General features: G+C 57.5%; 27 protein-coding genes and 1 tRNA gene. 10 read left to right on the top strand and 18 right to left on the bottom strand.

What is annotated here, in order from left to right; genetic code table 11:
- Position 1: 1 nt before the first annotated feature.
- Genes HMPREF1267_RS04820 through mca form a run of 3 tightly spaced genes read right to left on the bottom strand, consistent with a single transcriptional unit; the run spans position 2 to position 1996 of the window.
- Positions 2–772, bottom strand: a complete 771-nt coding sequence (locus tag HMPREF1267_RS04820; protein ID WP_005282106.1) for an isoprenyl transferase — start codon at positions 770–772, stop codon at positions 2–4.
- 18 nt (positions 773–790) lie between these two features.
- Complete coding sequence (locus tag HMPREF1267_RS04815; protein ID WP_005280029.1) at positions 791–1102, bottom strand: hypothetical protein; 312 nt, start codon at positions 1100–1102, stop codon at positions 791–793.
- Positions 1103–1105: 3 nt separating this feature from the next.
- Entirely contained in the window at positions 1106–1996 is an 891-nt protein-coding gene (gene mca, locus HMPREF1267_RS04810; protein ID WP_023028594.1) for a mycothiol conjugate amidase Mca, read from the bottom strand.
- Positions 1997–2088: 92 nt separating this feature from the next.
- Between mca and HMPREF1267_RS04805 the strand changes: the two genes are divergently transcribed.
- From HMPREF1267_RS04805 to HMPREF1267_RS04795, 3 genes are all read left to right on the top strand, one after another.
- Complete coding sequence (locus HMPREF1267_RS04805; protein WP_005280027.1) at positions 2089–2559, top strand: DUF4307 domain-containing protein; 471 nt, start codon at positions 2089–2091, stop codon at positions 2557–2559.
- 120 nt (positions 2560–2679) lie between these two features.
- Positions 2680–3201 (top strand): transcription elongation factor GreA, encoded by a 522-nt coding sequence (gene greA, locus HMPREF1267_RS04800; protein ID WP_005280026.1) that lies wholly within the window; start codon positions 2680–2682, stop codon positions 3199–3201.
- A 56-nt stretch (positions 3202–3257) separates the two neighbouring features.
- Complete coding sequence (locus tag HMPREF1267_RS04795) at positions 3258–3530, top strand: hypothetical protein (RefSeq protein WP_005280024.1); 273 nt, start codon at positions 3258–3260, stop codon at positions 3528–3530.
- Positions 3531–3593: 63 nt separating this feature from the next.
- On the opposite strand, the gene HMPREF1267_RS04790 is transcribed toward HMPREF1267_RS04795, so the two are convergent.
- From HMPREF1267_RS04790 to HMPREF1267_RS04780, 3 genes are all read right to left on the bottom strand, one after another.
- The gene (locus tag HMPREF1267_RS04790; protein WP_034667031.1) at positions 3594–5258 is read right to left on the bottom strand and encodes a hypothetical protein; all 1665 of its coding nucleotides are present in this window, start codon (positions 5256–5258) and stop codon (positions 3594–3596) included.
- Between the two features lie 306 nt (positions 5259–5564).
- A complete protein-coding gene (locus HMPREF1267_RS04785) occupies positions 5565–6290 on the bottom strand; it encodes a hypothetical protein (RefSeq protein WP_023028592.1) in 726 nt (241 codons plus the stop codon).
- A 369-nt stretch (positions 6291–6659) separates the two neighbouring features.
- On the bottom strand, positions 6660–7433 hold the full coding sequence (locus HMPREF1267_RS04780; RefSeq protein WP_023028591.1) for a Bax inhibitor-1/YccA family protein: 774 nt from the start codon (positions 7431–7433) through the stop codon (positions 6660–6662).
- A gap of 456 nt (positions 7434–7889) precedes the next feature.
- Here HMPREF1267_RS04780 and HMPREF1267_RS13480 point away from each other — a divergent pair, with 456 nt between their 5' ends.
- Entirely contained in the window at positions 7890–8024 is a 135-nt protein-coding gene (locus tag HMPREF1267_RS13480) for a hypothetical protein (protein ID WP_005280019.1), read from the top strand.
- A gap of 193 nt (positions 8025–8217) precedes the next feature.
- Here the strand turns inward: HMPREF1267_RS13480 and HMPREF1267_RS04775 are convergent.
- From HMPREF1267_RS04775 to HMPREF1267_RS04745, 7 genes are all read right to left on the bottom strand, one after another.
- Positions 8218–8291 (bottom strand) — tRNA-Leu (locus HMPREF1267_RS04775).
- Positions 8292–8332: 41 nt separating this feature from the next.
- Positions 8333–9298 carry a Ppx/GppA phosphatase family protein gene (locus tag HMPREF1267_RS04770; protein WP_023028590.1) on the bottom strand — a complete coding sequence of 322 codons (966 nt, stop codon included), beginning with the start codon at positions 9296–9298 and terminating at the stop codon, positions 8333–8335.
- Positions 9299–9307: 9 nt separating this feature from the next.
- Positions 9308–9856 carry a DUF501 domain-containing protein gene (locus HMPREF1267_RS04765; protein WP_023028589.1) on the bottom strand — a complete coding sequence of 183 codons (549 nt, stop codon included), beginning with the start codon at positions 9854–9856 and terminating at the stop codon, positions 9308–9310.
- An 8-nt stretch (positions 9857–9864) separates the two neighbouring features.
- Positions 9865–10425, bottom strand: coding sequence for a septum formation initiator family protein (locus tag HMPREF1267_RS04760; protein WP_005280016.1), 561 nt, complete (start codon positions 10423–10425; stop codon positions 9865–9867).
- A gap of 184 nt (positions 10426–10609) precedes the next feature.
- On the bottom strand, positions 10610–11887 hold the full coding sequence (eno, locus tag HMPREF1267_RS04755; protein ID WP_005280015.1) for a phosphopyruvate hydratase: 1278 nt from the start codon (positions 11885–11887) through the stop codon (positions 10610–10612).
- Between the two features lie 93 nt (positions 11888–11980).
- Positions 11981–12742: a lytic transglycosylase domain-containing protein gene (locus HMPREF1267_RS04750; RefSeq protein WP_005280013.1), complete on the bottom strand. Its 762-nt coding sequence runs from the start codon at positions 12740–12742 to the stop codon at positions 11981–11983.
- Positions 12743–12831: 89 nt separating this feature from the next.
- A complete protein-coding gene (locus HMPREF1267_RS04745; protein ID WP_023028588.1) occupies positions 12832–13422 on the bottom strand; it encodes a MazG nucleotide pyrophosphohydrolase domain-containing protein in 591 nt (196 codons plus the stop codon).
- A gap of 69 nt (positions 13423–13491) precedes the next feature.
- Between HMPREF1267_RS04745 and HMPREF1267_RS04740 the strand changes: the two genes are divergently transcribed.
- The 3 genes from HMPREF1267_RS04740 (at position 13492) to nadC (ending at position 17029) form a co-directional block, all read left to right on the top strand.
- Positions 13492–14967 (top strand): amino acid permease, encoded by a 1476-nt coding sequence (locus HMPREF1267_RS04740; protein ID WP_023028587.1) that lies wholly within the window; start codon positions 13492–13494, stop codon positions 14965–14967.
- Between the two features lie 133 nt (positions 14968–15100).
- Positions 15101–16099 (top strand): quinolinate synthase NadA, encoded by a 999-nt coding sequence (gene nadA, locus HMPREF1267_RS04735; protein WP_051141750.1) that lies wholly within the window; start codon positions 15101–15103, stop codon positions 16097–16099.
- On the top strand, positions 16100–17029 hold the full coding sequence (nadC, locus tag HMPREF1267_RS04730; protein ID WP_023028585.1) for a carboxylating nicotinate-nucleotide diphosphorylase: 930 nt from the start codon (positions 16100–16102) through the stop codon (positions 17027–17029).
- 41 nt (positions 17030–17070) lie between these two features.
- On the opposite strand, the gene mfd is transcribed toward nadC, so the two are convergent.
- The 5 genes from mfd to HMPREF1267_RS04705 form a co-directional block, all read right to left on the bottom strand.
- Positions 17071–20712, bottom strand: a complete 3642-nt coding sequence (gene mfd / locus HMPREF1267_RS04725) for a transcription-repair coupling factor (RefSeq protein WP_023028584.1) — start codon at positions 20710–20712, stop codon at positions 17071–17073.
- On the bottom strand, positions 20713–21330 hold the full coding sequence (locus tag HMPREF1267_RS04720; protein ID WP_005282075.1) for a TetR/AcrR family transcriptional regulator: 618 nt from the start codon (positions 21328–21330) through the stop codon (positions 20713–20715). It lies immediately after the preceding gene.
- Positions 21331–22075: 745 nt separating this feature from the next.
- Positions 22076–22549, bottom strand: coding sequence for a hypothetical protein (locus HMPREF1267_RS04715; RefSeq protein WP_005280005.1), 474 nt, complete (start codon positions 22547–22549; stop codon positions 22076–22078).
- A gap of 353 nt (positions 22550–22902) precedes the next feature.
- Entirely contained in the window at positions 22903–23682 is a 780-nt protein-coding gene (locus HMPREF1267_RS04710) for a DUF4300 family protein (protein ID WP_232215105.1), read from the bottom strand.
- A 370-nt stretch (positions 23683–24052) separates the two neighbouring features.
- A complete protein-coding gene (locus tag HMPREF1267_RS04705) occupies positions 24053–24961 on the bottom strand; it encodes an NAD(P)/FAD-dependent oxidoreductase (protein ID WP_023028582.1) in 909 nt (302 codons plus the stop codon).
- 443 nt (positions 24962–25404) lie between these two features.
- Between HMPREF1267_RS04705 and HMPREF1267_RS12970 the strand changes: the two genes are divergently transcribed.
- From HMPREF1267_RS12970 to HMPREF1267_RS13130, 3 genes are all read left to right on the top strand, one after another.
- Positions 25405–25713: a hypothetical protein gene (locus tag HMPREF1267_RS12970; RefSeq protein WP_156906110.1), complete on the top strand. Its 309-nt coding sequence runs from the start codon at positions 25405–25407 to the stop codon at positions 25711–25713.
- 85 nt (positions 25714–25798) lie between these two features.
- A complete protein-coding gene (locus HMPREF1267_RS04695) occupies positions 25799–26419 on the top strand; it encodes an Ltp family lipoprotein (RefSeq protein WP_005280001.1) in 621 nt (206 codons plus the stop codon).
- A gap of 49 nt (positions 26420–26468) precedes the next feature.
- A complete protein-coding gene (locus HMPREF1267_RS13130) occupies positions 26469–26615 on the top strand; it encodes a hypothetical protein (RefSeq protein WP_023028580.1) in 147 nt (48 codons plus the stop codon).
- Positions 26616–26651: the final 36 nt, after the last annotated feature.

The following is a 26651-nucleotide window of genomic DNA, read 5'->3' as shown; positions in this document are numbered from 1 at the left end:
GCTACTTGCCAAAGCGGCGCGAACGCTGGGAATAATCACGCAGCGCGCGCAGGAAGTCTACCTTCCGGAACGCCGGCCAATAGGTATCGGTGAACCAGATTTCTGAATAGGCCGCTTGCCACAGCAGGAACCCGGAAAGGCGCTGCTCACCGGAGGTGCGGATCACCAAATCCGGATCCGGCAGGCCCTTGGTATACAGGTGTTCTGTGATCGAGTCTGCGGTAACTCGCTCCGCCATCTCGGCCGCGCTGGTACCCTTTTCGGCCTCGCTGCGCACCAATTTTTGGACGGCATCAACGATTTCTTGGCGCCCACCGTAGCCCACAGCCACATTGACGATGACGCCCTGGTTATCCTTGGTTTCCTCGGCGGCATCGACCATGCGCTGGGTTACCGGCGCGGGCAATAAATCCAAGTTGCCTACAAGGCGCACCTGGCAATCCAAATCTCCCCGGGACAGGTGCGTGACCACATCTGAGATGATGTCAAAAAGCAGCTGCACTTCCTGCTGGCTGCGCTTCAAGTTCTCCGTGGATAAGAGGTAGATGGTGACTACCTCAATATCGGTATCGCGACACCACGCGATCATCTCTCCGATTTTCTTCGCACCCTGGCGGTGGCCATGGCTAATATCAGTAAACCCGGCTTCCCGCGCCCAGCGGCGGTTGCCGTCAGCCATGATCGCCACGTGCTTCGGCTGTGGCCTGCCCTTGATAAGCCGCACGAGGCGCGCTTCATACAAGGGGTACATCAGCCGCTTGAGAAATGTCACGTTGATTACTCCAGCCGGCTAGAAAATCGACTTCTTGCGGTTATCGTAAAGGCCAGCTTCCTTCAGCGCCGCATCCACTGCCTCTTCATCGAATGGATCGATCCCGTGGTCTTCAGCGAACATGGTACGCCGGCGAAAGCGCGAAAAGCGGCGGTGGAAGTTCCAGCCCGCTACCAGCACGGCAACGCCTAGGATGGCGAGAATAAGCAGTCCGATGGGCGAAGCCTTACCAAACTCAGGGCCCATTGGTCCGCCCTCAGCACCTTCTGTGCCTTGCGCAAGAACAGTGACATCGTGTGCGGCAAGGAAAAGGGAGTCATAGACGCTCATATTTTAAGTCTCCTCGTTCTTTTCAATGCCCGCAAATAAATCATTTTCCGGCAGCGAGGTCGATACTCGAGTCTTAGCTAGCTCAAACTCCTCCGTCGGCCACAGACGCTGCTGGACCTCCACGGAGGTGGCCAAGAATGCGCCCGCAGGATCGATCTGCGTGGCGTGCGCCCGCAGCGCATCGTCGCGGTTTTCGAAGTAATCGGCGCACTCCACCTGAGTGGTAACGCGAGCCATGATATCGCCAAAAGCCGTATCCCAACGCGCCAGCATAGGGCCATACGGGCTGGGCTTTCCCTCCTCAAGGAGGAGATCGTGGAACATCTTCATGCGTTGGTATACAAAGCCATGCGAGTAGTACAGCTTCAGCGGCTCCCAAGGCTCGCCCAATTCTGGGTGGTAGTCAGGGTCGCCTGCTTTATCCCACGCAATCATGGATGCTCGGTGAACCATCAAGTGGTCCGGGTGCGGATAGCCGCCATTTTCGTCGTAGGTAATGATGACCTGCGGGCGGAATGAGCGGATAACGCGCACCATTTCCTGGGCCGCTGCATCATCGCCCATCAAGGCAAAGCAGCCTTCTGGCAAGAGGTCTTCCATGCTCTTGCCTTCCTCAGGATCCGGCAGGCCGGAATCAACGTGGCCTAACCACTGGTGCTGGACCCCAAGCGCGCGGGCTGCCTTAGCCATTTCCTCGCGGCGTACCTCAGCCATGTTTTCCTTAACACCAGGACGGTCCATAGCCGGGTTAATAATGTCACCGCGTTCACCACCGGTGCAGGTTAGCACCATTACATCCGCACCTTCTGCAGCGTAACGGGCCGTAGTCGCAGCACCCTTGGAGGATTCATCGTCCGGGTGTGCGTGGATTGCTAGGAGGCGAAAGTCGCTCACTGAAAATCCATCCCCTTTAAAACTAGCTTTTAGAACAGATCACTATCTTAGTAGATAATGGGAAAATGGTACTCCTCGGTTAAAGTAGGGCTATGACTTCCGCCGGAAATTCTCGCTCCGCCGCGCGCTACGGCTCGCGCGATAAATCACAAAAGAACTCTGGTAGCTGGACCAATAAGGCGCTGGTGTTGATTTTCGCCGCCATGCTCGTCACCCTTCTTTATTACGGTTTCCAGTATTTTCGGGAAAAAGAATCCGTCAATGCGCAGATCTCTATGGTCACCCAGGAGGTTCTCAGCGATGACACCACGCGCGTCTGGGTCGATGTGACCCGCAATCACACCGATGAAGACGCCTATTGCATCGTGCAGGCCTACGATTACTCCAAATCCGAGGTGGGCCGCCGCGAATTCGCCGTTCCTGCCGGCGGAAATGAAACCCACCGCATTGCTGTCGATGTCCCCACTAATGCCCGCGCCGTCGCCGGTGGCGCCTATGGCTGCTCCGGCAATATCCCGGATTACCTGGATATGGACAACCCCGACTACGCGGAAAGTCGCTAGCCCCATGTGCTAGGATTTGTACAGCCTAGAACTGGGCATTTGCCTGGTTGCATACTTAACTTCGGTCCCGCCATCATCGCGGGGCTTTGACCACTATTCCACAGCACGGAAGGTTTTAGAATGGCTGAGCAGCAAAAGCAGTACATCACCCCAGAAACCAAGGCAAAGCTCGAGACCGAGCTGCAGGAGCTTATCGATCACCGCCCAGAGGTCGCAGCGGAAATCAATGAGCGCCGCGAAGAGGGCGACCTGAAAGAAAACGCCGGCTACGATGCCGCCCGCGAGATGCAGGACCAGGAAGAGGCCCGCATCAAGCAGATTTCTGAGCTGCTGGCTAACTCCACCACCGAGCGTGGCACCATGCAGGAAGGCGTTGCCTACACCGGCAGCGTCGTTCACGTGTACTACAACGGCAACAAGGACGATAAGGAAACCTTCCTCATCGGTACCCGCGCCGCTGCGACCGACAACAAGGACCTGGAGACCTACTCCGAGCAGTCCCCGCTGGGCGCCGCCATCATCGGTGCACAGGAGGGCGAAACCCGCGAGTACTCCGCGCCAAACGGTAAGACCATCTCGGTGACCATCGAGTCGGCTGCCCCATACGATTCCGCCAAGGCTGCCACCCCGCGCGAGTCCTAATTTCCTCCGTCCACCCCACTACCGCCTTCACTACTCTGGAGAAAGAGCACATCCCCATGAAGAAATTCTCCCGTTTCGCCACCGCTGGATTAGTATTTACCGCCGGCCTTTCCTTGGCCGCCTGCCACCCGCCGAACGAGCAGGATTCTGAATCCGGCAAGATCGACAACGCATCGACCTTTACCGGCGAGGCACCGGCACAGAAGAATGCTGAGACGTCTTCCTCTGCTGCTACCACCGAGCCTGGCGTGGATCCGGAGGGCCTGCAAAACGGGGTCGAGGAACCTGAGCAGCTGCCAAACGCTACCGCGACACAACTGCCGCAATAAAAATAAAAGAATTGGGCTGAAGGATACTTTCCTTCAGCCCTTTTTCTTTCCCCAATTCACTACCTAGGATTCTCGCGCCCAATTGCCGATGACCCCTGGCACGACCGCCGGCGGCTCGCCCAACAGATCCCGCTTATTCGGATCGCGCTCAACCTGCGTGGTTACCGCCTTCACCCGGTTTTTGTCATTTCCCTGACCCCGGGTTCCCATCATTGGTGCAAAGGCCCGCATGCCAGCAGCCGGTCTCCCGGCACCGGATTTAGCACCGGTACTATTGGCTGCACCTCCCCCGCGCACCACAGCTTCACGCGCAGCGCCCCTTTCTAAGTGTCCGCGGCTACCGTTACCGCCGCTGCTATTGCCAGCAGCTTCACCTGCGGCCCGAGGAAGCGCGCCTCCCACGCCGCGGGCGCCGACGCCCTCACCGGCACCACCGCGCAAGCCTGCTCCGCCGCGCGCAGCGGTTCCGCCAGCGCCCAATCCAGGGGCGGAATTTACCAGTGCGCCCATATTTCCTCCTGCTCCAGAACCAGGCTTTCCGCCCGTACCGATGGCCCCGCTGCCGAGCCCGGCCAGCGAATTGAATCCGCCTCCGCGAAGCGCGCCAGTGCTTCCACGTCCAGTTCGCCCGCCGAGTCCAGGACCACCCGCTGCACCGGCAATACCGGTTCCTGTGCCTACCCCGGATCCGGCTCCGGTACCAGAACCTGTTCCACGTCCAGCACCAAGCGGTGCTCCCATCCCGGTAGAACCGAGTCCACCGCTACCGCTGCCAGTTCCAGCACCAATACCCGCGGTACCGGGAGCGGCACCTGCGGTTGGCATAGATCCTAAGTGGCCATGCGATGCCGTCGCCCCAGGAAGTGAGGCCCCACTGGTTGCGACATCGCGACCGCTGATGTCTATACCGTCGCCCACACCTAGCTCAGAAAGCGCCCTTCTGCCATCTGCATGCAATTGTTCCTGGAACGCGGCGGTTTCCTCTGGAGTCATGCCGACGGATTCCAAATCGTGGACCGTACCATTAGCCACGTCAAAGTTTCCCGGCCCCACATCACCGCGGGCAATAGCTTCCTGAATTGCACGCGGCCAGACGACGTTATCGGTGTTGTATTTCTGGCCATCGCCCTCTACGCCTGACAAACCAGCATCTACGCCGCCGCCTCCGGAGGCTGGCGACTGTTCCATCAGCGGATGTTGATTAGGCATGGCGTCGATGGCAAACCTCTGGAGATCCGGCTGCAGCTTTGCCAACGCCGCCTTCTCTGCGATTTTTCGCTTCGCTGGGTCAGGGATTTTCATAATATCCATCGCCATGGCCATCGCCGAAGGCTGAATCATCATCAACCGCGAGTGGAACCCAGTAAGCTTTTCTCCCATTGCTGCGGCATTGGCCACAAAGTGCTTTCCCGAGGCTGCCACTTCCCTAATCTTCGCCGCCGCGCGCGACGTCGTTTCGCTGTCATTCTCACTTTCCAGGGACCCTGCGGCTTCTTCAAGCCCGCTGACGATCTCCCGAACCTCAGAACCTAACGACGCCCAACGCGCATTAGCTTCAGACACACTCCAAATCTGCGTTGACATCAAGTCCGTCGCCAACTTGGTAATCGATGTGCCGACGTTAACTACCGGAGGAGTAAAGGCGAAGGAGCTATACCCCGGCTCCGGCTGGTCCATAATCGGCATCGATTCAACACCAATCTCACCACCCGCATCAGCGATATCCATCGCCCTACTATTTGCAGTTTCTTGGGCTTCAAAGCCTCGCGCTTCTCGGGCAAGAGTCTGCGACAACCATTCAACTTGCGAGGCGTAGTCTAGGAGCGTCCCCTTAGCCGAACCTGGGTCGGTGGTGAGTGCCCTTTCATGCACACCCCCTACGTGATCAATGCCCGACACATTCGAAAATCCCGAATTAAGTGGGCTGTTCACTCGGTCTTTTAGCGACTGAGCTCGTCGATACAGCTCGGATATTATGCTGGTATTCCGCTGTAGATTTTTGACACTAACAAGCATGTTTCCCCCAAAACACGATTATTTTTTGAGATTAGTAATTATGTCAGCAGCCAATTGACATCTTTTCATTGGACTCGAATGTGGCGTGACATCATTTATGCCGATTATTATCGTCCCTCGGCTAGTTGAAAGATATCCATTGCACTGGGATTCTTTAAAGAGTTCAGAGTTAAAGAGGTGGATACCTTCGCTATCCGCGGTTTCATCTTTTTGTCGAAGGTCTTCATTTAGCCCTAGCTCTTCGAATGAAGTTGAATCGCTAGCTGCGGATACTAAAATATTTTCCGAAAAATTCCTCCCGTTCGATGCGATATTACAAAAATAGTGCCCAGATTCTTTCCGATAATCAAGGATCTTCGGCTCAAGGCCAATTTCTTCCAGCCTCTTCGGAGCAATCTCCGTACATGGATCGAATAGCTCGAAATCTAGATCAGCAGGATCAAATTCTCCCGGTGGCGGCAGTACCCCGGAATCCTCATCTCCCGTGGCGCCGGTCTCCCCCCGAAGACCGGCGCCGGCCCTCGAATGCTCGCCTTCGGGGTGTTCCGAATCCCCCGGATTGTCTTCCACATCATCCCCCTGGCTCCCGTTGGCATCACCCGCGCCATCGACTGAACTAGTGCCATCAGTTTCTGCCGTCATCGCGGCATCTTCTGATGCGCTCTTCGAGCCGACTTCCGCAGCGCAGCCACTCAGCGCGACCGAGCTGACTACCAGCGCTGCTACGGTTGCCTGACGTTTCACAACAATCCTTCGGTTACTCCTTTTAGACGAGCTGGAACGAGAAGAAAATAGAGGAGAGAACTCTCTACCTTCCGGTTTCCCGTTCCCGCCACATAGCATGCATGAATCGTGCAAGAATTTCTCGTTGAGAGCGCAAATTAGTCAATATTTAACTATCTCATTAGTCTCATTCGCCACATTTAAGTGTTTTCAAATGGTGAAATTAGCTGCTCATTAGCTGTCTTTAGCCTGAAAGCCCGCCCCTGCCCGGCTAAAGGCTAAAGAACGGCTTAATACCCCCTGAATTACCCCAATAATTACACGCCCGTAAACCAAAGGAAAACACAAAAATGGCCCGCACCGAAGTGCGGGCCGAAAGCGCGAAGAGGCTTAGTTGCGCTGAATGTAGCTCAACAGGCGAAGGATTTCGGTGTAGAGCCAGACCAAGGTCACGGCCAAGCCAAGGGCTACGCCCCATGCCTGCTTGGCAGGAGCACCGGCACGGATAAGGCGGTCTGCTTGGTCAAAGTCAGTCAGGAAGGACAGAGCGGCCAAGACAATGCAGACCAAGGAGAAGATGATGGCGAGGGGGCCACCATCGCGCAGCGGGTTGAAATCGAAGAAGATGGCACCCAAGAAGTTAGCGAGAGCCATCACCGCGACACCTGCAATGAGGCCGACCAAAATCTTAGTGAACTTTGGAGTGACCTTTACTGCACCAGTCTTGTAGACGATCAGCATGCCGATGAACACGCCGATGGTGCCGACGATTGCCTGGCCAATCAGTGCCATGCCATTAGAACCACCGATGGTGCTGTTGGCGAAGACGAAGGAGAAGCCACCAACGAAAAAGCCTTCGAATACTGCGTAGATGAGGGTCGCAGCCGGGGAACCCCACTTACGGCCAAAGGAGGCCACGAGTACGGTGATGAATCCGCCGATACCGCCGACCAGCATAAGCATCATGGCGGTGCCCGGGTTCATGGCGCCTAGGTAGAAGTTGATAGCAGCGGCCACGATAATGATGCCGAGGGTGATGCCCGTCTTGGTGACGACGTCATCCACAGTCATGGGGCGAGGGGCTTCGCTCGCGTAGCCGGAGCCGGGGTTCTGCTGCTGGCTAGTTTCAGTCAGCGAGGTCATAACCGGATTGCTTGAACGCACGGTTGTCCTTTCTCAGTGATGTACGAATCATCTTTCTCATGTAGATCAACGTCATCACGCCTCACAAAGTTCCTCATTTAGAATAATTTGTTCAAGATTCCAAGAAATTTATTGCTGGACCGGCCCCTCCTGTGACCTGTCCCGAGTTTTGTTGCTAGGAACTTGCTCTCGTGTCGGGTGAGCCGCCGGAAAGGTTCTCGGCGTAGAACCACAGCTGATTGCCAAGGATTTTCTGACTACAAGGCGGTCCACTATGGTGAACAGCTCCTCCAGGGCTCTAGCGGCCCTATTTCCTGCCGCTCTGCTATCAATATTTCGCTAGCCATCACACCCTGTCAGGTGCACCGCGGATTTACTATCCGCAGTTTCGATATAAACTTAAAAGAGGCATCTTCTTCATGAGCTAATCCTCGTGTGCCTAGACAGTCATACTTCGGCTGAAAGTGAAGGAATATCTTGCGATTTACACTCATTTCCATTGCCACAGCAATCATCATGACGCTGGCGGGCGCTAGCGCATTTTTCATCCCTGCATTCATCGCAGTCGGAATTGCCATCGACGGCAACAACCGGAAAAACCGTACAGCCTAAAATTATTGACGCGGGTTCAGACAAGGAGCTGTGGACCGGCCGGGATATAGGCTGCACGCGTCTTTGGCTCGCAGATGAGGTGTGCGAATGGCATGCGAACAGGCTGGGCTCTCCCAGCCAGATAAAACGCTAGGCTCAGCCATACGAAAAGTCTCGAGACACCTTAGGAGCGGTGTCTCGAGACTTCACAGCGTGCCCCCAGTGGGACTCGAACCCACACTGAATCGATTTTAAGTCGACTGCCTCTGCCGATTGGGCTATGGGGGCGGGGTGCAAGGAATAGTGTAGGACACTATTCCTAAAAAGAGTTAATGAGGGGTGGATTCACTAACCAGACCTGCAATGATGCCGTCTAGGATGTCTTTTTCACTGATGAAGAAGCTACGTGCATCGCTGGTGCGCTCGATAAGCTGCATGATTCCTTCAACGGCTACTGCCCCACCGCCGATGACATCGGCGCGGCCCGGGTGAATGACCGGATTGAGGGCGCGTTCCTCCGAAGGGATGCTGACGAGTTGCTTGAGCAGCACCCGCAGGGCATCAAAACGCAGCTCCGAGCCGTGGATCGCATCGGGATCATAGCGCTCTAAGCCCTGGGCTAGGGCAGATAGCGTGGTAAACGTGCCGGCACAACCCACGATGGTGCGCGCCTTGGACATGGGGACGATCTTTTCCACCTCGCCCATGCGCTCTGCCACGTATTCGGAGGCAATTTCGATTTCTGACTCCGTGGGGGGATCGGTGCGCATGATGCGTTCTGTCAGGCGCACACAGCCCATATACGCAGAATGTGAACCTAGAATCTCTTCATCGGCGGTGCCCACGACGAATTCGGTGGACCCGCCGCCCAAGTCAATGACGCAGAAGGGGCCACGGTCCGGCTCCATATCGGCTACCGCGCCGTTGAAGGACAGGAGTGCTTCTTCTTCGCCGGAGATAACCTCCGCCTTGGCACCGGATTGGATCTGACCCAAAAGCTCGGCGGTCATATCGAAAAATTCCTGCTGGTTCTTCGCATCGCGGGTGGCACTGGTTGCCACCATGCGCACGCGGGTAACCTTTTCAAACTTCATCTGGCGCACATAGCCTTCCAAGGCCACGCGGGCACGCTCTAAGGCATCGGGCGCGATTTCACCCGTTGCATCCACGCCTTGGCCCAGGCGAATGATTTCCATGGTGCGGGTAATATCGCGCACCTTGCCGTCTTGATCAATCTCAGAAATGAGCAGACGAATGGAATTGGTACCGCAGTCAATGGCTGCCACGCGAGTCATGTCTTACTCCTATTCCGCGTTGGAAAAATCGAACTCCGCCAGGTCAATGCCCAGATCTTCCACCGTGGGCCAGTCCTGCGGAATCGCCGTCCCGCGCAGTTTACCGTGGTCGGCCGCCATGGCTACGGCTTCGGTGCCGAGGCGGAAGTGTTGGGGGCCTTCGGCAAGCGCATAGGCGATGAGCACGTGCAGGCACTTCACTCGCTCTGGCATGCCGCCGCCAGAGAAATCAGTGCCCAAATCCTCAATCTCGTTGCGCTTGGCCAAGAAGTGCTCGTGGGCGTGGTGATAGTCCGCGGCGAGCTCTTTGTCCTCGGCTAAGCGGGACTCCATCCACTTCATCACGTGGGCGACCTCCAACCGGGACGCTTCCGCGGTCAGGCGGGGATCGGTGAGGTAATACAGCGTGGGAAATGGGGTGCCATCCGGCAGCTTGGGAGAGGTTTTAATCACGGCCGGTTGGCCGTCCGGCGTGCGGAAGGATATCTCCAGCACGCCGCGTGGGGTGCGGCCCAATTGCTCGGAAACGATGGCTAAATCTGCATCAGTGACGGTCATGCGAACAATTATCGCACATCGCCGCTTTCCTCAGGCGCTGGCTCGATCGGCAGGTGATGCGACTCGCCCGCTGGGGCCTCTTCCTCGGGCGGTTCTGCCACCGAATCCCACAGCACCTCAAACCACGGGCGCGAATCCTCCTGCTCCTTGCTATTGGTCGTGACCTGGTTATCGGGCTGGATATTCGGATCGAGGATGCGGTACGCGGTCTCGCCCTGCTCTACTACGCCGAAGCGGCGCCGGGCTTCCTGCTTGATATAGTCCTCGGATTTATATTTATCGATCTCTTCCAACAGGGCATCTTTTTCATCCTGCTTCGCGGCAATCGATTCATTGAGCCGGGCAATTTCGGAGCGGCCGTGGTAGTAATTGCGCAGCGGCACCGCGATGATGACGAGCATCAATAGGACAAAGACCACGATGACGGTCATGCCGACGATGCTCATGCGATCGGGCTTGCGGTTCTTCTTTTCCTGCGCCCGCTGGGATTTGCGGATATCCGCAGCACGCGAGGCCACCGGAACCCTAGTGCGGCTCCGGCGGCGCTCCGTCTTCTTCTCACGTGCCATAGGGTTACTATCCTAGCGCCGCCACACCAGTAACACGGGCGTGGCACGCGCGGAAATTTACCAACTTTCTCAGGCACTCGGGAGGCGGATGCTTAGAACGAGGAAGTCCCCGCCGCACCTTTGTGGGGTACAGCGGGGACTAATTTCCTAGCGGCGTCTAGCTTCTAGGCTAGACCGCTAGGTCTTAAGCGTTGAAGCGTGGGAAGGCGGCGCGGCCGGCGTAGACGGCGGCATCGCCAAGCTCCTGCTCAATGCGCAGCAGCTGGTTGTACTTAGCCACGCGCTCGGAACGGGCCGGGGCACCGGTCTTGATCTGGCCGCAGTTAAGGGCGACGGCCAGGTCAGCAATGGTGGTGTCCTCGGTCTCGCCGGAGCGGTGGGACATCATGGTGCGGTAGCCGTTGCGGTGCGCGAGCTCTACGGCATCGAAGGTCTCGGTCAAGGTACCAATCTGGTTGACCTTTACGAGCAGCGCGTTGGCCGCCTTCTTATCAATGCCCTCCTGCAGGCGAGCCGGGTTGGTGACAAAGAAGTCATCGCCGACGATCTGGACCTTATCGCCAATAGCGGCGGTCAGGGTGGTGTAGCCTTCCCAGTCGTCTTCCTGCAGTGGGTCCTCGATGGACACGATGGGGTACTCGTTGATGAGTTCCTCGTAGACCTTGGACATCTCCTCGGCGGTGTGCTCGCCGCCTTCGAAGTGGTACTTGCCGTCCTCGTAGAACTCGGAGGAAGCGACGTCGAGGGCCAGGGCAACGTCCTTGCCTGGCTCAAAGCCGGCCTTCTTGATGGCCTCAACGATGACGTCGAGCGCAGCGCGGGTGGAATCGACGGAAGGAGCAAAGCCGCCCTCATCGCCCAAACCGGTGGACAGGCCCTTGTCCTTCAGGACGGCCTTCAGGGAGTGGTACACGCCAGCACCGATGCTGAGGGCCTCGGTGAAGGTCTCTGCGCCGATGGGGGCAATCATGAACTCCTGCACGTCCACGCCGGAGTCAGCGTGGGAACCGCCGTTCAGGATGTTCATCATGGGAACGGGAAGAACGTGAGCGTTTGGGCCGCCGATGTATCGGTAGAGCGGCAGCGCGGCGGACTCGGCGGCGGCCTTAGCGGTAGCGATGGACACACCGAGGATGGCATTGGCACCGAGGCGGGACTTGTTATCCGTGCCGTCCAGCTTGATGAGCGCCTGGTCAATGAGGCGCTGGTCATCAGCTTCGAGGCCAGCGATTTCATCGCCGATTTCCTCGTTGATGTTTTCTACGGCCTTCTGCACGCCCTTGCCCAGGTAGCGGTCGCCGCCGTCGCGCAGCTCGTGTGCCTCGTGCACACCGGTGGATGCGCCGGAGGGAACGCCGGCAACGCCGTGGGCGCCGTCCTCCAAGAAGACCTCGGCCTCTACGGTCGGGTTACCGCGGGAATCCAGAATCTCGCGTCCAAATGCGTGGATGATACCAGCCATGCTGTAACTCACTCCTTATAAGATGATGTTCGTCGCTGAGCCACTTAGTTCAGTTACAGGCCCAATTGTTCCAGAAAACCGCGACGCGTGAGGCTAGCGAGCCGGTTGCGGTACCGAGTAGGCATTGGCCGCGTGGGCTACCTTGTCCAGATATTCCCTGGACTGGTTGTAATTTAAGATGGCCTCTTCCCACTGATCCGGGTTACTGAGATCCCTATCACCAAAGCACAAGAGGTTCGCCGCGCCCAGGGCGGCATCGTCGATCTGGTTCGGGTCGGCCTTGCCATCGCCATTGGCATCGCCGCCGACGGACTCCCACGAGGTCGGGATGAACTGCAACGGACCTACCGCGCGGTCAAATTCCGTATCGCCATCGATCTCGCCATTATCGGTATCCGGAGTGTGCGCGGTGTTATTCGAGCCATCCAGGGTGATGCCGACGATCGGCGGCTGCGGGTAACCGTTGTCATCCAACTTGGAGGACTTAAACCAGTTTCCGTTATAGGTACCGTGCCGGGTTTCTACAAAGCCCAAACCCGCGAGTGTATTCCACCGCAAATTGCACCCCGGGTGCTGCTGCCGAGCGATAAGTTCCGCGTTGCCATAGGCACGCAGCGCCTGCGGCGGGATATCGGTCGCTTCTGCCAAATCCGATGCCCAGTGGGTGAGCTTATCGGCCGTGCGGCCCGGCGCGTTGACATCGATATTGGCCACCTCTTTTCCACCTACGGGCGGGGTGGCATCTGGGACCGAGGAATCATCGGTGGAATTGGATACAAATAGCCCCATTACCAGCGCAATGATGATTACTACGGCTAGTCCGCAGCCCCCGATTGTTCGCAGCAGCCTGTTCATGAGTAGCCATCCTACTAAGTGACATTCACCCCGCCGGATAACTACACGCGCCCGCCGCGCGTAAAAGTCGCTGAGACTTTAACCCGCTTTTACTCCCGCGATTTGCCCTCCGCCCAGAGGCGGTTTTGTTCTTCTACGCCCACGATGTCCACCGTGCCATCAAAGAGGTACGGCGCGCGGGAGCGCATCTTGCCCACGAAACTGGCGGCGACATCGTCTAGCGAAAAGGTGGAAATCTCGGCGTGAAAAAGCACCTGCAAAAAAATATCCCCAAGCTCTTTGAGCAAATCCTCCTCGGATGCGCGCTGGCGCACGGCCGCCGCAAACTCGCCCGCCTCCTCTTCTAGATAAGGCAGGAGGGATTCGTGGGTCTGCTCGCGCTCCCATTCGCCGATGCGCCGGGCCGTCGCCATGGCGCTGCGCGCTTGCATTACGGCATCGTCAAGCGACTCGGCTCTAATGACCTGCTCGCCGGTGGCAATGCGCGCCTGGGTTTCTGGATCGTGTTCATCGGTGGTGACCAAGGTGCCGGTGGCATCATCGCCGCTTAAGAGATCCGAGAAATTCCACCGCACTGATACCGGCACTTCCCCGGTGAACTGAACGGGTCCATATAACCTGCCATAGGCGCGCATGGGGATCATGGTGGGCCAGCGTTCATCGAGCAACAGGACTGTCATAGCTACAAAGTCTATCCCGTGTATTTTCTCAAGTTCCCTTTAGCGGGGCGGGCGCGGTACTTTAGGCCAATGACCTCCAGCCAAAATAAGTCCCACTCGGTGTCGTTGTGGACACTTGTCGCGCTGATTATCGGATCCACCGTCGGCGCGGGCATATTTTCGCTACCCCAAAATATTTCCTCCGTGGCGGGCCCAGGTGCCATGCTCATCGGTTGGTTGGTGGCGGGTATCGGCATGCTGTCCGTTGCCTTTGTCTTCCAGATTTTGGCGTACCGAAAACCCCACCTTGATTCCGGCGTCTATTCTTATGTGCGCGCTGGCCTGGGTGATTTCATCGGCTTTACCTCGGGCTGGGGCTATTGGCTGGGCTCGGTGATGGCGCAGGTAGGTTATGCCACCCTGTTTTTCAATACGATTGGGCATTACCTGCCGCTTTTCGATGCCGACCACCAATGGCCCTCTGCCATCGCCGTCTCCCTCCTATCGTGGGGCATCTTCGCCGTATTGGCCCGCGGGGTGCAGCAGGCCGCATTCATGAACCTGGTAACCACGATTGCCAAGATCGTCCCCATCCTGGCCTTCATCGTCTTGGTCGCGTTCATCGGCTTTAGCTGGGATAAATTCACTTTGGATTTCTGGGGCCGAAATTCCAATGCCAGCGTCTTTGAGCAGGTGCAGGGCATCATGCTCTTTACCGTCTGGGTCTTTATCGGCGTAGAGGGTGCCTCCGTCTATTCCAAGCAGGCCGCTAAGCGCACCGATGTCGGCCGCGCTACCGTCATTGGCTTCTTCTCCGTGCTGGCGCTCTTGGTTTCCGTATCCACCTTGAGCTTTGGCGTGATGACCAAAGAGGAGCTGGCCGCGCTGCCGGATAACTCCATGGCTTCGGTGCTTACGGAGGTCGTCGGCCCCTGGGGCGGCGCGCTGATTTCCATTGGCCTATGCCTTTCGGTCCTTGGTGCCTACGTTTCCTGGCAAATGCTGTGCGCTGAGCCCATCGTCATGATGGCCATCGATGGCCTAATCCCCCGCCGCATCGGCACCATCAATGTGGCCGGCGCCCCGTGGGTAGCCCAGTTGATTTCCACCTCCGCCATCCAGATCTTCATCATCGTCTTCTACGTCAACGAGGCGTCTTATGCCGCGATGGTGCAGCTGGCCACCATCATGTACCTCCTGCCCTATATCTTCTCCTCGCTGTATCTGTTGCTGCTAGCGATACGCGGCAAGGGCGTGACCCACCCGCACGCCGGGACGCGGTTCGATCTATCTGGGCCGGATATTCCCAGGCGCGAAAACCGGCGCCACTTTGGCATCGCGCTAGTGGCCTTTGTGTACTCGCTGTGGCTGATTTACGCCGCCGACCCGGTTTATATTCTCTTCGGCGCCCTCGCCGTTGTGCCGGGACTTATCCCGTATGTGCTCACCCGCCTATCGCGACGCGAGAAGCTTTTTAACCGATTTGAGTGGTCCATCGTCATCGTGGTGCTGGTGGCCGCCATCATCGCTGCGGTCGGCCTCGCCCAAGGATCGCTGGAACTCTAGCCACCTCGCCCGCCAGCCACGGGCCATCGCAAGTGGTCTTCAACACAGACAGTTTAGTACGGTTATAACACCCCACTTATTCCCGTGACTATCACTTTTTGGAGCACTTGTGACTCAAACGAATGTTGGCGTCATGCCCTCTGCCACTTATGCCGGTTCGGACACCGAAACAGGTAAGGCCTGGGCCGAGCGGATCAAAGAATTAGCGGAGCAGCGCAATGCCGTGATCCTGGCCCATAATTACCAGATCCCGGAGATCCAAGACGTTGCCCACCACACCGGCGATTCCTTGGCGCTCTCGCGCGAGGCGGCGGAAACCGATGCAGATATCATCGTCTTTTGCGGCGTGCACTTCATGGCGGAATCCGCCAAGATCCTTTCGCCAAATAAGAAGGTTCTCATCCCCGATGAGCGCGCTGGGTGTTCCCTGGCGGATTCCATCACCGCCGATGAGCTGCGCGCCTGGAAGGCCGAGCACCCCGATGCGCTGGTGGTCAGCTACGTTAACACCACCGCTGAGGTCAAGGCGCTGACCGATGTCTGCTGTACCTCCTCCAATGCCGTCGACGTGGTCAACTCGCTGCCGGCGGATAAAGAGATCCTCTTTTGCCCCGACCAGTTCTTGGGCGCCTACGTCAAGCGCGAGACCGGCCGGGAAAATATCCGCATTTGGGCCGGTGAATGCCACGTGCACGCGGGCATCAGCGCCCAGCAGCTGACCCAGCAGACCCAAGACAACCCGGATGCGGACCTGTATATCCACCCGGAGTGCGGCTGCTCCAATTCCGCGTTGTACCTGGCCAACGAGGGCTTGGTGCCACAGGAACGCGTGCACATGCTCTCTACCGGGCAGATGATCACCCAGTCCCAGAAGCAGCCGCAGAACAAGGTGCTCGTTGCCACCGAGACCGGCATGCTGCACCAGCTGCGCCAGGCCGCCCCAAACATCGATTTCCAGGCCGTCAACGATCACGCCGAGTGCAAGTACATGAAGATGATCACCCCAGAGGCCCTGGAGCGCTGCCTAGTGGAAGAGACCGATGAGGTTACGGTGCCAGAAGATACCGCGAATGCGGCGCGCAAGTCCCTCGAAGCCATGATTTCCATTGGCAACCCCGGCGGGGGCGAGTAAATGGGAAACCTGCGCCTGCCGGATTGCTCCGGGCTCATTGCCACGGCCTTGGACGAGGATTTCGCTTACGGGCCGGATTACACCTCGCTTGCCACAGTGCCGGGTAAGGCCCGTTGCACGGCGGAGTTCACCGCGCGCGAGGCCGGTACCATCACAGGCTTGGGCCTTATAGAGCAGGTCCTTGATGCGACCGCCCAGCGCTTGAGCCAGTGGGGCGTGGATACAGGCCCCACGCTTGGCGATGCCCCCTCTATCACCCTCCACTCCACCGACGGCGACCGCGTTGCCCCAGGCCAGGTCATCGCCACGGTGCAGGCCCCTACCCTCCTCGTGCTGGCCGCTGAGCGCACCATGCTCAATATGGTCTCGCACGCAAGCGCCATCGCGACGCAGACCCGGCGTTGGGTCGATGCCATCGCAGCAGCGGCGGCGGACACAGGAACGCCGGATGGCGTTAACCAGGCCCAGGTGCGCGATACCCGCAAGACTCTTCCTGGCCTGCGTGCGCTGCAGAAATACGCCGTGCGCGCCGGCGGCGGGGCAAACCACCGCATGGGCTTAGGCGATGCCGCCATGATTAAAGACAATCACGTGCTCGCCGTGGGCGGCAGCGTGGCTACGGCCCTGCGCCGCGTGCGCGAGCATGCCCCGGATATCCCCTGCGAGGTCGAGGTCGATACCTTGGACCAGCTCGAGGAGGTGCTCCCGCTGCACCCGGATATGGTGCTGCTGGATAACTTCGCGCTTGCCGATGTCCACACCGCCGTCCACCGCCGCCAAGCGCTCAGCCCAACCACGGCGCTAGAAGCCTCCGGCGGGTTGCAGCTTGAAAACGCCGGCGAGTACGGCACCTCGGGCGTGGACTTTATCGCCGTCGGTGCCCTCACCCACTCGGTGCGCGTGCTGGATATCGGCTTGGACTTCTCCTAAGCGTCGACCAGCTATGCGCCGAGGGGCTACGCGCCCTTCGGCTACTCGCCTACGCTGATGACCGATCCGGCGCCGGCCTCCTCGCCGGACACGTTGATGGGTTGGACATCAAAAAGCGCGCTTAAGAAGTCCGCGGCCCACTGGATAAGCTCCTCATCGCGCAGCTTGGGCGAGGTGACATTGCGCCCGGCCTTGGGGAAAGGCACGTTGATGGCCTTGGCCGCAGCGCGGAAGCTCGAACCCGGGTACAGGCGCTTCAGGCGCACCTGCTTGGAATCCGGCAGCTCCACCGGGTGGAATTTCACGCGGGTGCCCTGCACTGTAATGTCTGCCACCCCGGCGCGGCGGGCTTGGTGGCGCAGGCGCGCCACGGCGAGCAAGCGCTCGACCTCCTTGGGCAAGGGGCCGAAGCGGTCTTCCATTTCCTCCCGCGCCGCCGCGAGATCCTTGTTGTCCTGCGAGGCCGCGAGCTTGCGGTAGACCTCGAGGCGCAGGCGCTCGGAGTCGATATAGGACTCTGGAATGTGCGCATCCACGGGGAGATCGATGCGAATTTCCTTGGGTCCTTCGTCTGTTACCGCAGGTGCCTCGCCGCGGGCCAAGGACTTGAAGGCCTCGACGGCCTCGCCCACCAAGCGCACGTAGAGGTCGAAGCCCACGCCTGCGATATGGCCGGATTGCTGGGCGCCTAGCACGTTGCCGGCACCGCGCATCTCCAGGTCCTTCATGGCCACGGCCATGCCGGCGCCCAGATCGTTGTTCTGGGCGATGGTGGCCAGGCGGTCATAGGAGGTCTCGGTCAGCGTGGCACCCTTGGGGTACAGGAAGTAGGCATAACCGCGCTCACGGGAGCGGCCCACGCGCCCGCGCAGCTGGTGCAGCTGCGACAAGCCCATATGGTGGGCATTTTCCACGATGAGCGTATTGGCATTGGCGATATCCAGGCCGGTTTCCACGATCGTGGTACAGACCAAAACGTCATACTCACGGTCCCAGAATCCCTGGACGGTCTTTTCCAGCACGTCCTCATTCATCTGACCGTGGGCGACGACGATGCGCGCTTCTGGCACCAAGTCGCGCAGTTCGCGCGCCTTCTTTTCAATATCGGAGACCTTATTGTGGATAAAGAAGGTCTGGCCATCGCGCAACAGCTCGCGCCGAATAGCGGCCGCGACCTGCTTGTCCTCGTAGGCACCGACATAAGTCAACACCGGGTGTCGATCCTCTGGCGGGGTGAGGATGGTCGACATTTCGCGGATGCCAGCCATGGACATCTCCAGCGTGCGGGGAATCGGCGTCGCGGACATGGTGAGCACGTCAACGCTGGCTTTCAGCGCCTTAATGTGTTCCTTGTGCTCTACGCCAAAGCGCTGCTCCTCATCGACGACGATAAGGCCCAAGTTCTTCCAGTGCACGCCGGTTTGCAGCAGGCGGTGCGTGCCGACGACGATGTCAATCGAGCCATCGGCAAGCCCCTTAAAGATCTCCGTAGCTTCCTTCTTGGAGGTAAAGCGCGATAGCACCGCTATCTTGACGGGGAACCCGACCATGCGCTCGCTAAAGGTATCGAAGTGCTGCTGCGCCAGCAGCGTGGTCGGCACCAGGACGGCGACCTGGGTGCCATCTTGGACCGCTTTGAAGGCGGCGCGAATGGCGACCTCGGTCTTGCCATAGCCCACATCGCCGACGACCACGCGGTCCATCGGCACCGTGGATTCCATGTCCTCTTTCACCGCGTCGATGGCCAGCATCTGGTCTTCGGTTTCAACGAAGGGGAAATTATCCTCCATCTCCGCCTGCCAGGGGTTATCGGGCGCGAACTGGTGGCCCGGTGCAGCCTGGCGCTTGGCATAGAGATCCACCAATTCGCCGGCGATCTCGCGCACGGCGGCGCGCGCCTTCTTCTTGGTGTTCTTCCAATCCGAGCCGCCCATCTTGGAAAGGTGGGGCGATTCGCCGCCGGTGTATTTGCTCAGCAGATCCAGCGAATCCATCGGCACCCACAGCTGGTCCGCCGGCTGCCCGCGCTTGGAGGGCGCATACTCCAGCACGATGTATTCGCGCCGGCTGGTCTCATCGCCAGATTGGATGGTGCGCTCGGCCATCTTCAAAAACTTGCCGATGCCGTGCGTTTCATGCACCACAAAATCGCCCTGCTTGAGCGCCAGCGGGTCCACCTTATTGCGGCGCTTGGCCGGCCGCCGCTTAGCGTCTGCAATATCGCCAACGCGGTTACCGGTCAGATCCGTTTCCGTGACCACGACGAGCGGGAGTGCCTCAGCGTCTTTGAGCTTGCGCACCTTGGGAAAGACCAAGCCGGCATGGCTAAGCGCCTGATACAAGGTGACCTCGCCCGCGCTGGGTTCCCAACCGGGGGTTGCCACCTTGGTGCGAATGCCCTGCTCGGCAAAGCGTTCCACCATGCGCTTGATGGCGCCCTGCGCGGGCGCGATAAACGCCGCGCGCCCGCCGGCGTTGGTATGCGCGAGCAGCTGGGCCATCATGGCGTCGATTTCTTTGATATCTCCGCGCGGGGTGGGCCCGGGCTCGAACTCGAGCGGCAGGGTTTCTTCCTCTGGCCCGGCCAGCATGCCCGGTGGGGAAAATGTCCACAGCGGCTGGCCGGCCTCGCGAATGGAGACCTCCAGAGACTCAAAGGAGCGGTAGCTCGAACCTTCGGTATCGAGCCCTTCCGTGGACAAGGGGCCATCCGCGCCCATGGCCGCGGCCTCCCATCCGGCGGCCAGGAATTCCGCGTCGGTCTTTTCCAGATCCTCCACGCGGCGCCTGATCTTTTCCGGCGCCATCATCACCACATGCGTGGCGGCGGGGAGGAACTCGGAGAGGGTGATCAGTGGGGCATCGGAAAGCACGGGCAAAACCGCCTCCATGCCTTCAGCCGGAATATGTTCGCTGACCTTGGTCAAAAGCTCCACCAGCGCCGGGTTTCCGGTATGCGTCGCCGCCAATGTGGCCGCGCGCTGTGCCACCGCATCCGTAATCGGCAGCTCGCGGGCGGTAAAGATATCCACGCGACCGACCTCGATTTCCGGGATGGTGCGCTGGTCAGCAACAGAAAACTGGCGGATATCGGTGACCTCATCGCCCCAAAACTCTACGCGCACCGGGTAATCCAGAGTGGTGGGAAAGACATCGATAATGCCGCCGCGGGTGGCAAACTCACCGCGCTTGGCCACCATGTCCACGTGCTTATACGCCCGAAATTCCAGGCTGCGCACCACATCATCGAAGTTATACTCGTGGTCTTCTTCCAGATGCACCGGGGCGCGGCCCTCGATGTCCTGCAGGATGGGCTGGGACAGCCCGCGTGCGGCCGTTACAATAATGCGCAGGTCATCAATGTTGTGCAGCACCTGCGCGCGCTTGCCGATGATATCCACGCCCGGGCTCAGCCGCTCGTGCGGCAGCGTCTCCCACGACGGGAACATCGCGACTTTATCGCCCATCATCGCGCTAAGCTCCGCAGTGAGATCCTCGGCCTCGCGGCTGGTGGCCGTGACCGCCAGCACCGGCGCGTGGTGGGCCAGGGTGCCAAGAGCCCAAGGGCGCGCCTGATCAATACCCGTAATGTGCAGGTCCTGGCCCACATTGGCCACGAGCCCCTTGAGCTTCGGGTCCGTGGCCGCGACCTTAAGCAGACCTGCCAGCATTGGCGTCGCCATTTACTTCCTGCCTCCTAGCTTGGGCTTAATCTCCATACCGGACAAACCATTCCAGCATAGATTGACTATATGCGTAGCGACGACTTCCTTATCCGGTTTATCCGGGCTGCGCTCATCCAACCACCACTGCGCCGTGGTAGAGACCATGCCCACGAGGGCCTGGCCGTAAATATTGGCTAGCTCCGGATTAATACCGCGGTGCTCAAAGGCCTCGCCTAAGATATAGGCCACCTGCCCCACCGCGGCATTCAGCAGCGTGGAAAAGCTGCGTTCCTCGCCCGGCTTCGAATCGCGCACCAAGATGATGAAACCATCGGTTTCTTCCTCAACGTAATTCAGCAGCGCCATTACGGCCTGCTCGATGCGCTCGCGCCAGCTGCCCTCTTCTAAAGAATCCTTAATGACTTTTTCCAGCGCCAGCATCTCCCGATCCACGACCACCGCATACAGGCCTTCTTTGCCCCCAAAATGCTCGTAGACCACCGGCTTTGATACGCCGGCGCGGGACGCAATCTCTTCGACGCTGGTGCCTTCAAACCCCAATTCCGCAAAAGCGGCGCGCCCAATGGAAATCAATTGCTCGCGGCGCTCGCGCCCGGTCATTCTCTGTCGAACCATGCCCTCTACCCTATCCTTTGCCCCACCCCTACCTAGTAATTTGTTATTTACCCGGGGGCGTCAGGTACGCTATGACTACAGCATTCGCTGTGGTTCCCCATGGTGTAATCGGCAACACTGCGGTTTTTGGTACCGCCATTCTAGGTTCGAGTCCTGGTGGGGAAGCATTTTTATTGCCCGTTGACCGGTTTTCTGGTTACGGGCTCTTCTTTTTCTCCGGGTTGCTTTGAGTTCAGAGGGCCTTGAATTCTAGGGTCATTGCAGCAAAGCAAACGCCTCACAGGAAAGTGAGGCGTCGCGGTAAGTATGGGAATCAATGCGGTATGGATATCCGCTATTTATGGGTGATAAGTCTGAGACTTGGCCCATCTGGCGCTTGCTTTTAGTCTGAGACTATGGCTCCAGCACCTAGCCGGAACATACGTCATCTCTTCAACTCTGTCAAAGACTTCTCGTGGCTCATCTACAATTTCAGTGGGTCTGTCCGATAACCAGCAGGATGCGCAACGCCTTCGATTAAAACAGGTAGGTGCACAAGAGGAGATGACGAAGGAGAAGGGCTGCTCCTGCAACCACATTATTGAATCCCCACCGCTCAACGCTGTTGCTACCAGTTGGTCCGCCAATAAGAAAACCGTCCGGTGCGCTAGATGCGCATCGGACGGTTCCGCTGGGTTCTCAAAAAGAACCAATTATTGAGTGCTCTGTATAGTCACAAAGCCTATACAGAAGCAATATGACCTATTTAGCGGTCGACGCTAAGTACCAGGCCGTTCTTGTCGATGTCGATGTCAACGCCACCAACTTCAACTTCCCAGTAGCCGTCGTTGTCCCACTTGACCTTGCCTTCACCATTGTGGGCACGCTGCAGAACCTGGGTCACTTCATCCTTGGTCAGGCGCTCTTCGGTCAGATCACGCTCTGCCTCACCGGAGTAACCGGTGATTTCGGTTGGCAGGTCGTTGGTAGCTGCGTTGCCACCAGCCTGGCCGCCCTGACCAGCGTTGCCGCCGTTCGCGTTAGCATCAGCACCAGAGGTAACGGTGACGGTTTCCTTGCCACCATTCTGGTTGCTCTGGTTGCCCTGATCAGTCGACGCAACGGTCTCAGTAACGGTCGCTGGGGCGGAGCTGCCGTTATCGCTGCAGGCCACCAGAGTCAGGCCCAGAGCGGCGGTTGCAGCTGCGATGGAAACGCGGCGGTAATTCTTCATTTTCATGTCTTCAACCCTTCTTGTGAGTCTTGTGAGTTTTCCCAACGTTTGCTGGGGAGGCGGTGTCTAGCCTCTGAGAACTCCAGCTCGACACGATTAGTGAGTATACCTATAGGGACATATCAATCAACTATCGCAAGCCCGAAATGTGAGGCATATATCACAGTAGCGCGCGACGTGACCGTGGTTATGCTTGCCTTAATACACTTAGCCGACCCTTCAAGACCAAAAGTCGCCACCGCATGAGCTGAGGGCGGGTCAGGTGTTTTGTGTGAGAGGTCGCGATTATAGATATTTGCCCAAACCGTCGGAGCAGGCCACGGCCATTTAGTTGATGGCCTATTTCCAGCCCTGCCCTTTTACTTCTTGGCGTAGCGCATGCCTTCTATGACGTCGTCATTGTCAAAGATGACGGGTTGGCCGTACTCCAGATCAGGACCGTCATCGTATTTATGCATCAGGTAATCATTAAGCTGCTGCATATCCTTCACCGTTACCGCCTGGTAAGGCATATCGAAAGCAAGCTTCTCCAAGAATAGGTAGCCATCCTCATATGGCACGGCAACGCCGGTATGTCCGATGAAAAGCGTGGCCGGTTCGGTCAAAGTATCGTGCGAGAATACCGAAACCACTCGGGCATCGGTATCCGCGAACTCGATGCCGCGGTCTTTAAAATACGCCTTGATATCGGCGATATGCTGTCCTGGATCTTGCTCCATGGTGGTTTCCACATTCCCATAAAAAGCCTCAAACTTGGCACGCTCGGCTTCATCAAAGATTTGATCCGGCGCATTATCTAGGGACTGTTGATCTAGGAATAACAAGGAATCATTGGGGTTGTCCTGATCATCAACGGAAAAGAGCGAATCCGCCAGGGTGAAGGTATTGATGCGGCAATTGGTACCCACATAGTCCGCGTGATAATCATTCCAGGCCTTTGAAATGGCCTCCACGTCGTATTCTGGGTCTTGCGTCCCGTAATCCGTGAAGCCTTCGGCCACCATGCTCTCCGTCGGTACGGCAGTGTTATATTCGTCTACCAACACAAAGAAGCCATCGATACTTTCTTGTGGCACTCCGGCATCGGCAAGCGCGGTGCGGGCTACTTCTTGCGATTGCTTATCGACGAGATTGCTCATCGTCATCCCAGCCAGAAGCTGCGACGCATCACCATCTGCGGTCGGAATCTCCGTATGCTGTGCGCTCGCCGCCTTTGACTGCGCGGCGGCACTGGAGGACGACGCAGATTCGGAACCACTCGCAGCTTGATTCGTGTCACCACTATCGGGATTCGAGCAGGCCGCTAACAATAAACACGCTGTCACATTGGGGACAGTCAGGTAGGAAAAGCGCATCATCACATGCTAGCGAAAAGGGACCGTACACGATAGCCCCGTGAAAATAGGGCAGGCTTGATTTTCAACACTCCTAGCGGCACATCGTGTTGGTTCTTTATTGAGAAAACACCTCTATCCTCAGCTTTTTATACCCAACAAAGATATAATTCCTCTAGCAGGAGACATCCTCATCAAACATCTTCTGATCCACCTTGATGGCAACGGCGGCTCCAGCTCCCATGGCTTGAGGCATCTGGTCTGGAGAGCTGATGACATTTCCGGCGGCCCAAATTCCCTCACACGAAGTCATCCCAGAATCCGCTTTAATCCAACCGTTTTCTACAGCGCATCCAGCTTTCCTGAGAATCGAATCATTGGGAACAAATTCAGGCCCAGTAAAGCAAGCTTCGTATTCTCTCTTTTCCTGCCCTACGTCAAGAACTAAGCCACCATCAAATCGCTCAGATTCTGTAACCCCTTGCACTAAATTAAGTTCGATCGTGATTCCTAGCGATTCCATACGCCGCTGTTCCTCTTTCGGAAGCTCCAATCCATTTGGATAGAAAGTCACTCGATCCGTCCACTTAGTGAGCAACATTGCTATGCGGAAAGTAAAGGGAGGGTTCTTTCCTCCAATGACGGCTAGGTTCTTATTTTTGACCTCGTAGCCATGACAGTAGGGGCAATGAAAAACTCGTGAGCCCCACAGCCGCTCTAGTCCGGGAACATCTGGCAAATCGTCAGTGATACCTGTAGCAACGATTACATGACGCGAGTAGATTACCTCACCGCTTTCCAATTCGGCTTTCCACCCAGATGAGTCATCCTCAAAAGGAGAGAGCAACTTTGCCTTTTCAGAGATAATCTCTCCTCCAAACGATTGAAATTCACGGCGGCCACTTTCCAGCATTTGAATAGGCGAAGCTGACTCAAAACCTAAAACTCCGTGGGAATGCTCGCTAAACCTATTCCGTGGCTGATGTGAGTCCACTAAGACGACAGACCGGTTCGCGCGAGCCAAAGTAATTGCTGCAGAAGTGCCCGCAAAACCGCCACCAATAATTACTACGTCCGTCCTCATAGAATTTCTTCCCTTCCCAACTGCTTAGTCATTGATAACCGAGTTTTCCTAATCCCATCTTAAGACAAAGCGAGTTAGGGAGCAGAGGCCAAATGCCTGCGGCTGCATTAATCGAGGATCCCACGAGTTAACAGATACGTTGAGACAATACGAACCGTTCGCACGCATAGGCGATTTCTCTTACTCTCCACCATACTTATGTCCAGACCGGTTGATTTATTAAAAGCTGTTGAAGCTTCACGCCCCAGCCCGATGCCGGGGTGCGTACCGGCAACAATCACTCGTTACTCCTCTTCCGAAAGACCCTAGCGTTGGACAACTCTCCATATCAGACCCCCTATCCCACACAACCGGTCCCAGTTCCCACAACAAAGCCGAAAAAGCCGCTTTTTAAGCGGTGGCGGTTCTGGCTATTACTCGTCGGGGCCGCCCTCGTAGTGTTCATGGCCTTTATTTTTGTCATACTAAAGATAAGCGAAGCCCAAGATACTGAGGCTGCTTTGGATAAATGCCGCGAGCAAGTAACCAACCGGGCCAAGTATCCCGGCGGAGTCAGTTTTTCAGAAGAGATTGATATTCAGTCGCCAGATTCTATAACCGATTCGCCACGGACGTACCACGCCTTTGGCCAAGTTGATTTTCCCAATGGCTTTGGCACCCCAGTCCGAGAGTTCTATTCCTGCACCATCGTTGTTGATCTGGGTGATGTACAAGATTCCACTGTCCATGTTGCTAAAGATCCGCTTCGTTAATCTCTCTCGACCACAGTCACGACAATGTGGCCAATGTCGGAAAACTTTCTTCCATACCCCACCCACATTGAAAGGAACCCTCACCATGAGTACTCCCTCCTCTTCTCCCTCTCCGTATTCCAATAACTCTCAACCCGCGGGCCAACCACCGGTGGGTCAACCACCAGCTGACGCGCCGCAGAAGAAAAAGGGCGGGTGCCTCAAATGGGGCGCAATCATCATCGGTGTCCTCATTGTTATTTCCATCATTGCGGGTTTGGGCGGCAGCGATGATGAAAACAGCAGCAGCACAAACTCCACGGACCAAACCACCCAGCAAGACACTGTGGAGGCCAACCCAGAAGAAGAGGCTCAGGAGGTTGACGCAGGCGAAGATTCTCACGCTGCGCAGGATGACCAGGACGTCCCGCGCGAATTCAAGAATGCCCTGAAGAGCGCCAAGGTGTACTCAGACACCATGCACATGTCCAAGCAGGGATTGTACGACCAGCTCAGCAGCGAGTACGGTGAGCAATTCAGCCCGGAAGCCGCCCAGTACGCCATTGATAATTTGGAAGCGGACTACCACGATAATGCTCTTCAAACGGCTCGCAATTACGAAGAAATGATGAGCATGTCCCCCAACGCCATCTATGACCAACTCGTCAGCGAATACGGTGAAAAGTTCACCGCAGAAGAAGCACAGTACGCAGTGGATAATCTGTAGTCACCCTCACTAGCATTGAGGCACCACTGCACTCGAAAGGATTCCTGCCATGAACGCTCCACACTCCACGTCTTCCCCGGAACCTGATGACGACTGCCAGGAGCCGTTGCCTTTAACCAAGGATCCATTCCTTAGGTGGAGCGTTCTTGTCCTTATTATCCTTGTCATCATCGCCATCGTCACCAACCTGCCTTAAAGCTGGCGACGGCATGGTCCGACTAGGCGTCTAGTC

Source organism: Corynebacterium sp. KPL1824, assembly GCF_000478095.1.
GTDB lineage: Bacteria > Actinomycetota > Actinomycetes > Mycobacteriales > Mycobacteriaceae > Corynebacterium > Corynebacterium accolens.
Note: the sequence above shows the minus strand (reverse complement) of the source record. Positions and strands in the feature narration are given on the sequence as shown.